The organism is Nonomuraea sp. NPDC049695, assembly GCF_040674955.1.
GTDB lineage: Bacteria > Actinomycetota > Actinomycetes > Streptosporangiales > Streptosporangiaceae > Nonomuraea > Nonomuraea helvata.
Genome location: NZ_JBFANV010000094.1, coordinates 26658 through 39132, shown reverse-complemented (window position 1 = coordinate 39132; position 12475 = coordinate 26658). Strand labels below are relative to the sequence as shown.

The 12475-nt window shown below is 68.5% G+C and carries 11 protein-coding genes and 1 pseudogene; 8 read left to right on the top strand and 4 right to left on the bottom strand.

The window, feature by feature from the left end:
* Positions 1-543 precede the first annotated feature (543 nt).
* Positions 544-1341 (bottom strand): maleylpyruvate isomerase N-terminal domain-containing protein, encoded by a 798-nt coding sequence (locus AB0J64_RS46940; RefSeq protein WP_364042655.1) that lies wholly within the window; start codon positions 1339-1341, stop codon positions 544-546.
* Positions 1342-1558: 217 nt separating this feature from the next.
* Here AB0J64_RS46940 and AB0J64_RS46935 point away from each other — a divergent pair, with 217 nt between their 5' ends.
* Positions 1559-2260 (top strand): helix-turn-helix domain-containing protein, encoded by a 702-nt coding sequence (locus AB0J64_RS46935; protein ID WP_364042653.1) that lies wholly within the window; start codon positions 1559-1561, stop codon positions 2258-2260.
* Between the two features lie 38 nt (positions 2261-2298).
* Here the strand turns inward: AB0J64_RS46935 and AB0J64_RS46930 are convergent.
* A pseudogene (locus AB0J64_RS46930) lies at positions 2299-2523 on the bottom strand (GNAT family N-acetyltransferase); the annotation flags it as partial.
* A 461-nt stretch (positions 2524-2984) separates the two neighbouring features.
* Here AB0J64_RS46930 and AB0J64_RS46925 point away from each other — a divergent pair.
* The 6 genes from AB0J64_RS46925 to AB0J64_RS46900 all read left to right on the top strand — a co-directional run bounded on the left by AB0J64_RS46925 (position 2985) and on the right by AB0J64_RS46900 (position 8238).
* Positions 2985-3680 carry a hypothetical protein gene (locus tag AB0J64_RS46925; protein ID WP_364042651.1) on the top strand — a complete coding sequence of 232 codons (696 nt, stop codon included), beginning with the start codon at positions 2985-2987 and terminating at the stop codon, positions 3678-3680.
* Positions 3677-4633, top strand: coding sequence for a LysR family transcriptional regulator (locus AB0J64_RS46920; protein WP_364042649.1), 957 nt, complete (start codon positions 3677-3679; stop codon positions 4631-4633). The genes AB0J64_RS46925 and AB0J64_RS46920 overlap by 4 nt, the downstream gene beginning before the upstream one ends.
* 102 nt (positions 4634-4735) lie before the next feature.
* On the top strand, positions 4736-5035 hold the full coding sequence (locus AB0J64_RS46915) for a Tn3 family transposase (RefSeq protein ID WP_364042647.1): 300 nt from the start codon (positions 4736-4738) through the stop codon (positions 5033-5035).
* A 56-nt stretch (positions 5036-5091) separates the two neighbouring features.
* Positions 5092-6507: an alpha/beta fold hydrolase gene (locus AB0J64_RS46910; RefSeq protein ID WP_364042645.1), complete on the top strand. Its 1416-nt coding sequence runs from the start codon at positions 5092-5094 to the stop codon at positions 6505-6507.
* A 1-nt stretch (position 6508) separates the two neighbouring features.
* Complete coding sequence (locus AB0J64_RS46905; protein ID WP_364042643.1) at positions 6509-7585, top strand: sensor histidine kinase; 1077 nt, start codon at positions 6509-6511, stop codon at positions 7583-7585.
* Positions 7582-8238: a response regulator transcription factor gene (locus AB0J64_RS46900; RefSeq protein ID WP_364042641.1), complete on the top strand. Its 657-nt coding sequence runs from the start codon at positions 7582-7584 to the stop codon at positions 8236-8238. The genes AB0J64_RS46905 and AB0J64_RS46900 overlap by 4 nt, the downstream gene beginning before the upstream one ends.
* 370 nt (positions 8239-8608) lie before the next feature.
* On the opposite strand, the gene AB0J64_RS46895 is transcribed toward AB0J64_RS46900, so the two are convergent.
* Complete coding sequence (locus tag AB0J64_RS46895) at positions 8609-10303, bottom strand: ADP-ribosylation family protein (protein WP_364042639.1); 1695 nt, start codon at positions 10301-10303, stop codon at positions 8609-8611.
* A 782-nt stretch (positions 10304-11085) separates the two neighbouring features.
* Positions 11086-11580: a peptidase inhibitor family I36 protein gene (locus tag AB0J64_RS46890; protein WP_364042661.1), complete on the bottom strand. Its 495-nt coding sequence runs from the start codon at positions 11578-11580 to the stop codon at positions 11086-11088.
* A gap of 371 nt (positions 11581-11951) precedes the next feature.
* On the opposite strand from AB0J64_RS46890, the gene AB0J64_RS46885 reads away from it, so the two are divergent.
* Positions 11952-12467 carry an NUDIX domain-containing protein gene (locus AB0J64_RS46885; RefSeq protein ID WP_364042637.1) on the top strand — a complete coding sequence of 172 codons (516 nt, stop codon included), beginning with the start codon at positions 11952-11954 and terminating at the stop codon, positions 12465-12467.
* The last annotated feature ends 8 nt before the right edge of the window (positions 12468-12475 follow it).

Here is a 12475-nt window from a genome sequence, read left to right as displayed (position 1 = left end):
CGCAGCCTGTGACGCCGAGGGCGAGGCGATCCGGTTCCTGGGAGTGTGGGCATGTTCTGGGGCCCGCTGTCGGAGCAGTGGGCCCCCAGAACATGGCCACCGCGATAACGCGATCTTCAGTGTTTCCACAGGTCGTGATGACCACCGCACTATGATCGATCCGCCGCCGATGGCTGTCCCCGCGTTCCTCGACCCCGGGACCCCTGGACGTCGGGATGGCGGGGAGCCGGCTCCTGGCAAGTGATCATCAAGCGTTTTCCAACCACGGCCCCTTATGTTGCGGGCATGCCTAACGTCGGTTTAGTCGAGATCATCATCATGTTCCTCATCCCCCTGGCGGTTCTCTGGGTCGTCATCTACACCGCTGTACGGGCGGCGATCCGCCACAGCAGGTGACACCCGGCCGGCATGCGTAGGAAGCAGGGGTGCCACGGGCATCTGACGTGAAGGGACCCTGCCCGGCCCGAACCTGACCATGGGCTGGACCGTCCACGGGTCTGAGGCCTCGGACCGGTATTGCTCGTCGGTGGTCCGGCGAACGGGCTACGGGGGGCTGATGACAGTCAGCATGCGGGCGAGTTTCCACGGCCGACGGCCCCAGGCGGCGAGCTTTCCTTCGAGAAGCGGCTTCCCTATTCCTTGTCGGCCGATGAATACCAGCATGAGAGCTGCGGGGTCGGCAGACAGGTGGGCGTCAACGTCGCGTGCGCCCCCCGCGCTGAGTGTCAACGAACCGCGGTCGAAAACCATCAACGTGCGCCCGCCTCCACGCAGGCGCAGGTCGAAGCGGGCTCGGAAGGACCGAGCTTTCTCCTGGTTCAACAAGGCCGTGGGCGGTAGAGCCGCAATGAGCGGAAGCACGGCGCCCTCGACGGCGAGCAGGGCGTGGTGACGCTGTATCGGCCACGAGCGCCCAGTGGCTGCGGCGATGTCATGGCCATGGATCAGGCATTCCTCGAGCAGGTGGCACGCCACCGCCGCAGGCGGCAGGCGGGCGCCTTGCAGCCAATCGACGGTGGTCGCTCGCGAACGCGACGCGATGTCGTCGAACTCGTCTGCCAGCGTGCCGATGCGATCTGCGAGTACGGCTGGGGCCCGTTCGCCGTCCTGGGACAGCATCTTCGCATTGGCCTCGGCCATTCCCGCCGTCGTCACTGTGGCTTGCGGGACCGGCCTCCCGGCGACGGCGTCGGTGTCGAAGCGAAAAACATGAGCCAGGTGAGCCGCGACATCGCCCACGGTCCACGTACCGACCGAATCGGCGTCGGCATCAGGGACGCTCCGCACAAGTTCGACGAGGCTGGGAGCAACATCCCGCAATGCCGCACGCGCCTGGGTCATGGTGTCGGAGGCCCCGCTGTGCGTCGCGGCCGGGACCGTGCCCGCGCCTTCCCCGGCGTCAGAGTCTGGGCCTCGGCTGGGAGATGGGGTGTCGGTCATCGTTTCACTCCTGTGGCGTGAGTGCTTGTGGCGGTGGCCGTCCCATGACCCACATGCAGCCCCCCTCTGTGCTCTGCTGGATATTGTCAGGCAGACTTGAGAATGTAAAGTGCTGGTCATGAGTCGGAGCTATGGCCAGTACTGCGGTCTCGCCCGGGCGCTCGACGTCGTGGGCGACCGGTGGAATCTGCTCATCGTCCGTCAGCTCCTCATCGCTCCCGCCCGCTACCGCGAGCTGCTCGATGGGCTCGGCGGCATGGCCACGAACCTCCTCACCGACCGTCTCCGCGACCTGGAGACTGCCGCAGTGGTTGAGCGGCGACTGGCCGAGGAGGGCAACGCCATCGTGTACGCACTCACCCCATGGGGCGCCGAGCTGCGGGAACCGATTGAGAGCCTCATCCGCTGGTCCACGCCGCTCATGGCACGCGGACCAGGCGGCGACCGCTTCCACTCCGAATGGCTCGCCGTCGGCCTCCGCGCCTTGCTCGCCGACAGGGCCGCCGCGCACCAGGCATCGACGGTGGGGATCGCGGTCGACGGCCGGCTGCTCCAGGTGCGGGCGACGCGCTCGGGCACAGAGGTGACCCTGCATGATGGCGGCGATCTCGATGCCGTCGTGCGCGCTGACGCCCCCGTCATTCTCGGGCTGGCAGCGGGTGCGCTCACCCTCGACGACACCCATGGGCTCGTTGACATCGAAGGCGATGAAGCTACGGTGCGAGCCCTCTTCGACTCCCGGCGGGCCCATGCCGGAGAGTCCACTCGCCGAGACAACGTCACCGTGCCCGCGAAGCTGCGGAAGCGCAGCGACGCGTAGGTCTTGCGCACCATGGGATGACCGTCGTCACCCCGGGTCGCCACGAAGGCCGACCGCGCGCCCAGCCGCCGCGCGGCGTGCAGGGCGGCGAGCGTAGCAGCGCTCGCCAGGCCCAGCCGGCGGTGCGCCGGATCGGTGCCCACAGGCTCCAGCAGCGCCGCCCGGTGCTCGTCGTCCAGCCAGACCAGGCAGAACGCCACCGGCGTGCCGTCCGTTGTCTCGACCAGCCGATCGAGCTCGGCGCGATAGGACCAAGCCCGCATGACCTGACGACAGCTCTCACCCGTGACCCGCGAGGGCGGCAGGCCCGGCAGCGAGCCCGCGGCCCGGTGCACCGCCGGCCTGGCCTCGGCGTCCTGCTCGCCGCGCAGGGTGTGGCCAGCGGGGGCTGTGCCTACTCCACGCTCGACCGCCGAAGGCGACTTCAATGTGTACGTGCGCCATCACAGCGCAAGAGAGCCACCGTGCTCCCTGCTATCAGGACGGATACGCCCTCACAACCCTGACCAACTTGCTCACTTCAGAAGAGCCGCACCCGTTCTGTTCGCTGGCTTGAGCGACGGTTGCAGTGGTGCCGAGCGGTGATGCCGACGAGATTCAGCGACGGTGTCACAGAGATCGATCTTGGGGGATCGCCCCGCCGATCCTGACCTGAGCGATTGCTCATGGCGCGCGCCTGGTCTGACATTGGTACTCCTGCCCGGACGGTCGCATAGTGAGGGCCATGGACCGATCCCTACGCGTCGCGGTCATTGGCGACCGCGACCCCGCATTTCCCCCGCACCTGGCCACCGACGACGCGCTGCGGCACGCCGCAGCGCACCTCGGTGTCAGGGTGGACGTCCGCTGGCTGGCCACTGAAGCGCTCGAATCCGACCTGGCCGAGGTCAAGGCTGCCGATGTGTTGTGGTGCGCACCCGGAAGCCCGTACCGCAGCCTGCGCGGAGCCCTCACCGCGCTGCGGCACGGCCGTGAGCATCGCGTGCCCACTCTGGGGACGTGCGGCGGCTGCCAGCACATGGTCATCGAGTACGCCCGTCACGTGCTCGGCTATGAGGATGCCCAGCACGCCGAGTATGACCCGTACGCCTCGACCTTGTTCATATCGGCGCTGACCTGCTCGCTTGCAGGCAAGACCATGCCCGTCACCCTGGCCGCCGGCTCTCAGGTGGCGGCGTTGTACGGGCGGACCGAGGTGGAGGAGGAGTACTACTGCAACTTCGGCCTCGATCCTCGTCGGCAGGGGGCTCTGCACGAAGGCGGCTTCGCGGTCACCGGCGTGGACGGAGATGGCGAGGCCCGGGTGCTGGAGATTCCCGGCCACCCCTACTACGTGGCCACGTTGTTCGTGCCGCAGGTCCGCTCGCGTCCCGAGGCCCCGCACCCGCTGGTCGTCGGCCTGATGCGAGCGGCGCTATGACGCTCACCCAATTGAGGACCCTGCAAGCAGTCGCACGGATCGGCAACATGACTCGGGCTGCCGAGGAACTGGGCACCACGCAGTCTGCCGTGAGCCATGCGCTGCGCGCTCTGGAGAGCGAGCTCGGCGTAGCGCTGCTGGTACGGGGCAACCAGGGGGTGAGCCTGACGGCGGTTGGGCGTGCCGTGTGCCGCCGTGCCACGCTCATTCTCACCCAGGTTGAGGCGCTGGAGCAGGAGGTGGCCGCGGCCCGGGAGCACGAGCGCGGCAGCCTGCGTGTCGGTGTCATTCCCAGCGCCAACGTCCGGCTACTGCCGCCGATCCTGCGGCGGTTCGGGGATGCGCATTCGCAGGTGCAGCTCACGGTGATGGAGGGCTCGGACGACGAGGTGCTGGAGTGGCTCGAAACGGGGGCGGCGGACATCGTGACCGTGTCAGCCGGGGTCGCGGGCAACGCCGGGGCGACTTCAGCCGTACGGGCCGCTGGGGCCGCGCTTCCTGCCGGGTTGGTGGCGCGGCCGCTCGCCGTGGACCGCATGCTGGCCGTCCTGCCCAGCGGGCATGAGCTGGGCGTCCGGCACTCAGTGCCGGTGGCCGAGCTGGCCCGGTACCCGTTCATCATGTCCACGGGTGGCTGCGAGCCGCTGATCACTGCTCTCGCGCGCGCGGTCGGGGCGAGCCTGACGTGCCACTACCGGGTGCGCGACACCAACAGCATTCTCGCCATGGTCGCCGAGGGGCTCGGGGTGAGCATCGTCCCCGAACTGTCCTTGCCCGCCCAGGGGAGGGGCGTGCACGTGGTTCCGCTGGACCCGGTCGCTGAGCGCACTGTTCTCCTCGCCTTGCCCGTGGATCCACTCCCTACGGCCGCTGCCTTCGCCGAACTGGCCATCACCCTCACACCACTCAGCGGCAATGGTTGGGCCCCCGGTCACCCCAAGATGCATAGCTGAGGAGCGGTCCGAGTGTGCCCGGTGCGAAGTGGTCAGCCAGCGGTGTGTCCGGCTCAAAGGCGAGTCTGGGCCAGACGGTAGGAGTCGGCGCCGGTCTCGAGGATGGTCCCGCCGAAGGTGGAGGCCAAGGCGCTGAAGGACGAGCCGGCCGCGATGCTGCCGTTCGCGCCGATCGCCTCGCTGCTGATCGAGCTGGAGGCGCGCACGCTGGGCTGCTTCACTCACGCCGGCGGGCGCAAGCTGACCACCTCGGCCGAGACCAGGCGCAACATCCTCGCCGTGCTCATCGCGATGTCCACGAATGTGGGCTTGGCCCGGATGTCGCAGGCCTGCGGCGTGGTCATCGTCGACCACCACTACGGCCTGGAGCCGGCCAAGGTGATCGCCGGTGCGCACGCGTGAGGATCTATCGAAAGGTGGACGACTGGCGACCTGCTTCTCGGCCAGGCTGAGGAACCATGAAGAAGACGATCATTGCCGTGCTCGGCGCAATGCTGCTCCCCGTAGCAGCGGCGACGCCCGTGGCCGCGGATACCGGGCTGTCCTGGCAGGACTGCGGAGATGGCCTGCAATGCAGCCGGATCACCGTGCCCGCCGACTGGGCCGCGCCCAAGAGCGAGCAGATCACGCTGGGGCTGGCCAAGCTGCCCGCCAATGACCCGGCCGCCAAGAAGGGGACGCTTGTCCTCAACATGGGTGGCCCCGCTCAGCAGATTTCGGTCCTGCGCGTGGCGAAGAAGGCCTTCGCCGACCTGACTCGATGGTTCGACGTGGTGGTCTTCGATCCGCGCGGATTCGAGGCGAGCACCGGGGTGCGCTGCCCCGACCCGGCGCCGTGGGCCACGAACGCGGAGTGGGTGTTCCCCGACCGCGCCACCTACGCCCGGTACACGGAGCAGAACCGCCGCTTCGGCCTCGGCTGCGCCGATGCCGCCGGCCCGCTCGCGGGCCACCTGGATTCCGGTCAAGGGGCCCACGACCTGGAGGCCGTCCGGGTGGCGCTGGGCGAACAGAAACTCAACTATTACGGCAACTCCTACGGCACCGTCCTCGGCGTGGCCTACGCCGAGAAGTTCCCCTCCCGCGTCGGACGCATGTACCTGGACAGCCCGATCGACCACACCGACCGATCGTGGACCGAATGGCTCCTGCCCAGAGCCAAGGTCAAGGAAGACAACCTGCACCGTTTCGCCGAGTGGTGCGCCACCGACCAGAGCTGCGCGCTCCACGGCCGCGACGTGCTCAAGGTGTGGGACGAGGTCATGGACCGCGCCGCCAAGCAGCCGATCCCCGCACCCGGTGCAGGAGCCGGAGCAGCGGCCAGTGCGACCCTGATCGCCTCCCGCGCGACTGTCACGTTCGATGCGACGTGGCCCGATCTGGCCAAGTCGCTGGCGGAGGCGTACGTGGGCGACGCCACCCGGTTCGCCAAGCCGTCCACCGGTGCGGCCGATCCGGATTTCAGCAGGATTGCGAACTGCGCCGACTTTCCGTACCCGACCGCATACGGCGAGGTCAAAGCTCTGGAAAAGCGGCTGAGGCGTGTCGCGCCGCGCATCGGCTGGACCGTGGCGTGGCCGCTGGCCAACTTCTGTACCGGGCTACCGCAAAAGGCGTCCTTCCCGCCCCATCCCGTTCACCCCCGCGGCCTGCCCCCGATCCTGGTCGCCGCCGGCCTGTACGACGACGTGGCGCCGCCCGCGTCCGCCCGCCGGATCACGGCACAACTTGACGGCGCCCGCTACCTGGCGGCCAAGGGCGGTCACGCGCTCTACCTGGCAGGCAATCCCTGCGTCCGCGACCACGTTCACCGTTACCTGACGACCGGGCAACTCCCGCCCACGGGCACGACCTGTGGTCCGGCATCATCGTGACATGCCCTGGCTGAAGGAGATTCTGCTCGTCGCCGGCGCCGCGGCCGCCGCGGCGCTGCTGACGGCACTGGAGGGGCCGGTGCCGGCCGACGTCCCGCTTCTGATCGTCTTCAGCGTCGGCGCCAGCCTCCCTCTGCTCATCCGGCGGGTGCTGCCGTTGGCCGCCGCGGTGACGTCCGCGGTGATCGTGCTGGCCGGGATGGGGCAGCTGCACCGCTGGGAGGGGATGCTGGTCACGATGGCCCTGTTCTGCGCGGCCGTCTACTATCGGCCGCGGCGTCCGGGCCTGGTGCTGGCAGTCTCCTCGTGCTGGGTCCTCGGCACCATGGCGGTGCTGGGGGGTGAGGGCGTCCCGGAGCCGACCAGCATAGTGATCATGAGCATCGCGCCCGTGGCCACCGGTTACGCGCTGCGGCTGCACCGGGACCGGGCCGACCAGTCGCTGCGATTGCAGCGGGCCGAGGCTGAGCGCGTGCTGGCCGAGGAGCGTACCTGGCTGGCCAGGAACGTGCACGACAGCGTCGGCCACCACCTGACCGCGATCCGGCTGCAGGCTGCGGCGGCGCGGCGGGCGCCCGGCGACGCGCCCGCGAAGCAGGCCCTGCAGACGATCTCGGACCTGTCGCAGTCGGCGCTCACCGAGGTACGCGGCCTGCTGCGGACGCTCGACGAGCACCCGGCCGCCATCCAGCCCGGCACCGCCGACCTGGAGCGGCTGGCCGGACGGCTCACCTGCGCGGACCGGACGATCATCCTATGCCGCTCCGGGTCCGGGGACGCACTGCCGCCGGCCGTCGATCACACCGCCTACCGGGTGGTCCAGGAGGCGCTGACGAACGCCGTACGGCATGCGGACGCGACCGAGGTCACCGTCCACCTACGACAGGACGACCGCGGCCTGCGCATCGAAGTCCTCGACAACGGCGCCCCGGCTCCTGCGCCCCAGGCCGAGGGCCAGGGCATCCGCGGCATGCGGGAACGGGTGCGCCTGCTCGACGGCACCCTGTCGGTGGGACCGGTCGACACGGGCGGCTGGCGGGTCCGCGCCGACCTGCCCAGGGAAGGGAACGCGTGGTGACGATTCGGGTGCTGGTCGCCGACGACCAGAAGGCGGCGCGGGAGGCGCTGCGGCTCATCCTCGACGGCGAACCCGACATCGACGTGATCGCGACGGCCGCCGACGGCGCCGAGGCGGTGCACCAGGCGCTGTGGCGGCGGCCGGACGTGGTGGTGATGGACCTGCGGATGCCGGGCATGGACGGCATTGCCGCCATCGACCGCCTCGCCGCCGCCGAATCCGCCCCCCGCGTGCTCGCCCTGACCACGTTCGACCTCGACGAGTACCTGTTCGGCGCGCTGCGCGCAGGAGCGGCCGGTTTCCTGCTGAAGGACAGCGACCCCGATGTGATCGTCGCGGCGGTCCGCGAGCTGCACCAGGGCAGGGGGTTGATCGACCCGCAGGTCACCGGACGCCTGATCAGCCGCTTCACCGCGCTGTCCCCGCGCCCCGCCACACCTGAACTCGACCTGCTGACCCCGCGCGAACACGACGTGCTGCTCCTTCTGGCCCGCGGGCTGAGCAACGGCGAGATCGCCGCCGCATGCACCATCGAGGAAGGCACGGTCAAAACACACGTCAACCGGATCCTCACAAAACTCGGCCTCCGGACCCGCGTGCACGCCGCGATTTACGCCCACGAACACGGCCTTGTCGCCCGCGATGCACCATGACCGTCCGCCGGTGCACACCGGCGATGGTCGGATCGTGTCAGCCCAGCTCGGCATCCGTCGCCGCGACGGCGCTTCGGCCCCGCCCGCCGCGGCGACCACGCCATCCCGCGCACCCGGCTGGAGAAGCTGTTCACCGACCCCTCCAACTCCCTGCGCGAGCGCGTGCTGTGGCGGCTGCTGTACGACACCGCTGCCCGCGTGGTTTCAAAGAGCGGCGCGATCGAGCATCGGGCGGGGCGCCTGTCCTGTCCGCGCGCCCAGCCCTCGACTTGCCGTGCAAGATGGCGTCTGTGATTGCCATGCCCCTCCAACGCGGTGACCGAGTGCGGCGGCCACCTGCGGCGATAACGGTCAGAAGATGTGACTGCGATCAGGTCTCTTCGAGGACGTGCACCTGGGGGAGACTGCGGTGGCGGTGGTGGGCGTGGGCGATCGCAGCGAGGTTGTCGCGGCCCAGGGCACGGTAGGCCATGGTGAGTAGTTCGTTGGCGTGGTGTTCGAGCTCGGGGTCTCCTGCGCTGATCCAGTGCAGGTCACGGCCGAGGGTGAGAGCATCGGCGGGGTATCCGGCGGCGCAGCGGCGCCGTGCCTCGGTGACGCGGGCTTGGCGGGCGGTTGGGTCGTCGGTCAGCTCCTTGTGCAGGGCTGTGCAGAAGTCGTAGTCGTTCCATGGTCTCTGCCGGCCGCGCTCAATTGCGGTGTCACCGTCGACGAGCGCGCCGCCGCCGTCCAGAGTCTCGATCCGATCCGGATCTCCGTGCTCGAGCAGTTCTGAGGAGCGTCCGTAGGCGTCGTGGTAATCCTCGCCCTGTTCGTCGCGGTCGCCGGTCTCGAAGGTCATCAGGGCCTCGCGCAGAAGCCGTAGCCGGTGCCGTCGTACGACCACCTCGAGGTCCATGGGATCGGCCGGCTCATCATCCTGATCCCCGGCGTGGCGCCATCCCCATTCCAGCGTGTGCCGGACGGCCTCGAGAGGAGTGCCCGACGGGAGGCCCACGCCGCCACCGTCGTTGTTGTAGTAGGAGGCAACGCCGGTGCAGGTGCGGCCGTCGTCGTACCAGAGCCCGAAATGCAGCCCGTCGGTGCCGCCGTGCATGAACGTGAGGAACTCGGGCGGGTCGCGGTAGTAGCGCCCGTGTACGCGTACATCGATGCCGGCCCGGGACTTGCGAGCGGGATCATCGAACAAGTCCATGATCCCGAACGGGACCAGTTCCAGGTCGTCGAGGGCCTGCTTTTCGGTCGGGCCCAAGGACAGCAGGAAGGCGCGAAACCGGAAGATCGAGTCGGGCAGCTGGAATCCCCAGTCGCGGGCAAGGCGTTCCTCGATCGCGGCGCGCTCCTGCTCCACCTGGGCCACAGCGGCCGACCTCACCTGCTTGTCTTGTTCCTGCGGTCGGTTCGCCGCCTTCCACACCGCGTAGTCACGCAGGTCGGCGGCGGAACGCGATGCGGCCCGCCGACGGTGGGCCCGTTCCCACAGCGTCGGCGGTGGATCGGGCTGCCCGAACATCGTTGCCACCAACCGTTCTTCGGCATTGGAGCGGTCGATGGCCGGGTGTCGCGACCGGCGCTCTTCCCGGGCGGCCGCAGCCGGCAGCCAGCGGCCGGAGTCGGCCGCCACCCGCCTTCTCGCCTCACTGGCCGGCAGCGGCGCGATCTCCTGATCGAACGCGCGCAACGCCACCGCCTTACGCCGCTGCACATGGGCGTCAACCTCGGCACACAGCGCGGTGTAAACGTCCCACTCCTGGGCCAAATCCTCCTCAGGAAGATCGACACGCCCGAGAAAGAACTCGAACTTCTCCCCATACCCGAGGTCGTCGTACTGCGCCGCTATCTGCTCCCGCAGCTCCGCAAGGACCTCCCCGTCGTCCTCCGCCTTGCTGGACCACAGCGCGGGTATGTCCTCGGGATGCTCCAGCTGGTCCCGGTGGAGTTCCACTGCTGTTTGCCGGCCGAAGATCGTCACATGCGCTGTCAACCTGTCACCGTCCGCAGAGACGATCTCTGCGTCAAAGCCGGCGAACGGGCCATCGACAATCCTCACGAACTGACGCTCCACGGTGGGTCCCCTATCGCCACGGACAATCTCTGGGCCAGCATGATAGAGATCGCCACGGACATCCGGGCCCTTGTCCGCCTGGGGCCAAGGATGATGTCCCCCTGATGAGGCCGGCGGCTCCCTCAAGTCGAACAGGTAGAAGTCTCGGCTCTGTGTGCGGTCGCGGGCCGGACGTGCGCGGGCAGGGGTCTCCGCCGGGCGTGGGGGCGCGCCGCGCCGGGTGGCGTCGTTCGGCCTGTGGCGCGGCCGATGCGAAGGCGGTCTTGAGCAAGATTGAGTACGGGCGGACGGTGATGCCTTGCGGGTAGACGGCCAGGGTGAACGCGACGTGCTCGTCGCGGGTGTTGCCCTGCAGCAGCGGTATGGCCGCCTGCCTGCCCGCGGCGAAGACCTTGGCCGGCTCCTGCGGGACGATGCTGGCGCCGCAGGCGAGCAGCGGGAACCGGGCGGTGTTACGGCAGCAGCTCGCCGGCGCTCTTGCGACACAGGCGGCCACGTCGGCGCGCTCGCCCGCTTCCGCTGACGCGGCGCCGATCTCCGGCTGCCGCCCACGCCGACCCCGCCGCGCACAAACCCCTCTGACCGGCATCGGAACGGTCGGCGGCGGTAACTCAGCCTATGTCGGCTCGCCGACGCCACTGGCCGTTCCGTTGTCGATCAAGCCCCGGAACCACGACAGACCGGTGGTGACCGGTGGTCTTGTACGACGTGCGCAGTCCCGGAGATCTGGCGGGGGTTGTGGCCGCGGCGGCGACGTCCGCTGCAGCCGTGTGAATGGTGGGTCACCACCCGGCTCCGTGAGGCCGCGCCGGCCGGGACAGACCGCCCCACGATTGACCTGGAGAGTCGTGCCCGGGAAGAGAGAGCTTCCTCCGGCTGGTGGAGCTTGGGGGGTTCAGGACTCTCGACGTGTAGTGAGCGTCGAATCCGATGTCGGTAACCCTTTGGCCTGGACCGACCCGGATGCTTTCCCCCTGACTACATCCGCTTTCTCGCCAAATGTCGTGTGCAAACAATGTGTTGTTGATCACCGATCTGGCTGAGAACGAGCTACCGAGGCAAAGGCGAAGTGGAACTGACCGATTAACATCCAAAGCTCCGTTGAAGTCGGTGTCGTCGTAGAAGCACAGCCTGGACTGCGGGCATGCTTCGGCGGTACGCGGCTTTGATTCTGCGGCGGCTGGGCCGGCGAGTACCCGCTGGAATTGTGAGTGCGGCGAGGGGGACGCCGTTGACACCGCCGAAGCGGACGAAGTGCTGCAGAGCCCGCCGAGCATGGTGACGGCGGCCAGGAGCACCAACATTGTGGATCTGCGCATCTTGCTCTCCCATCGAGTCCCGGGGGTCATCCGCCGAACTGGCGGTGATCCACCCTGTCGGTCTCTACGGTCACCCGAGCAGCAGGAGCGACGGTATCCCCAGATCTCGGGGGTTGCCGCGGGTGCAACGCGAGCGTCAGCGGTTCCAGCGCTGACTCAAACCTGCGCCGGAGATTGGATCGCCCGCGACGTCTCTTCCGGGCATGAGCAAGAGAGGTGCAAGGCCCCTTATTAATGAGATCACGACGTGGCCGCCGCATGACTGAACACTGCGAGTGATTTCCCGATGATGCCGGGCTGGTGTCTGTTCCATCCATATGATCATTTCTATGTATAAAATGATCTCTCGGGCATCGGCTCGGGTGCTACTGATCGACCACGCTGGTCGGATTCTGCTCTACCGCGGCTTATTGCTCCAGGTGGAGGACCCTTTCTACGCGTGGTTCACGCCGGGAGGCGCTATCGATCCCGGGGAGACCCCGCAGCAGGCGGCTGCCAGGGAACTGCGGGAGGAGCTTGGTCATGTTGTGGACCCCGAAGCTCTTGGAGCGGTCGTGGCAACGAGTGCGGGAACGTGGTCCATGCACGGTGAGGTCTTTTCCGGGCACGACTCCTACTTCGTACTGGGCGTGCACGGATTGAAGGTGGACACCTCCGGGATGGACGAGGAAGAACGCGCGGTGACCGACCGTTTCCATTGGTGGACGCCGTACGAGCTCGCTTCGGCGACCGAACCGGTCGTGCCGGCGGGACTTGCTCCCTTGATGGATCGTTTGACCGGTGGAGATCTCCCGGCCGAGCCGGTTGTCTTGCCGTGGCACTTGCGGGACAACCAGCCTTCCTGACCCGATTG

What these genes read in the sequence shown, in the direction of transcription:
- AB0J64_RS46890 (WP_364042661.1), bottom strand. Translation starts at nt 11,580, where the DNA reads ATGCTCGGCGGGCTCTGCAGCACTTCGTCCGCTTCGGCGGTGTCAACG.
- AB0J64_RS46905 (WP_364042643.1), top strand. Translation starts at nt 6,509, where the DNA reads ATGCCCTGGCTGAAGGAGATTCTGCTCGTCGCCGGCGCCGCGGCCGCC.
- AB0J64_RS46915 (WP_364042647.1), top strand. Translation starts at nt 4,736, where the DNA reads ATGGTCCCGCCGAAGGTGGAGGCCAAGGCGCTGAAGGACGAGCCGGCC.
- AB0J64_RS46925 (WP_364042651.1), top strand. Translation starts at nt 2,985, where the DNA reads ATGGACCGATCCCTACGCGTCGCGGTCATTGGCGACCGCGACCCCGCA.
- AB0J64_RS46940 (WP_364042655.1), bottom strand. Translation starts at nt 1,341, where the DNA reads ATGACCCAGGCGCGTGCGGCATTGCGGGATGTTGCTCCCAGCCTCGTC.
- AB0J64_RS46935 (WP_364042653.1), top strand. Translation starts at nt 1,559, where the DNA reads ATGAGTCGGAGCTATGGCCAGTACTGCGGTCTCGCCCGGGCGCTCGAC.
- AB0J64_RS46920 (WP_364042649.1), top strand. Translation starts at nt 3,677, where the DNA reads ATGACGCTCACCCAATTGAGGACCCTGCAAGCAGTCGCACGGATCGGC.
- AB0J64_RS46910 (WP_364042645.1), top strand. Translation starts at nt 5,092, where the DNA reads ATGAAGAAGACGATCATTGCCGTGCTCGGCGCAATGCTGCTCCCCGTA.
- AB0J64_RS46885 (WP_364042637.1), top strand. Translation starts at nt 11,952, where the DNA reads ATGTATAAAATGATCTCTCGGGCATCGGCTCGGGTGCTACTGATCGAC.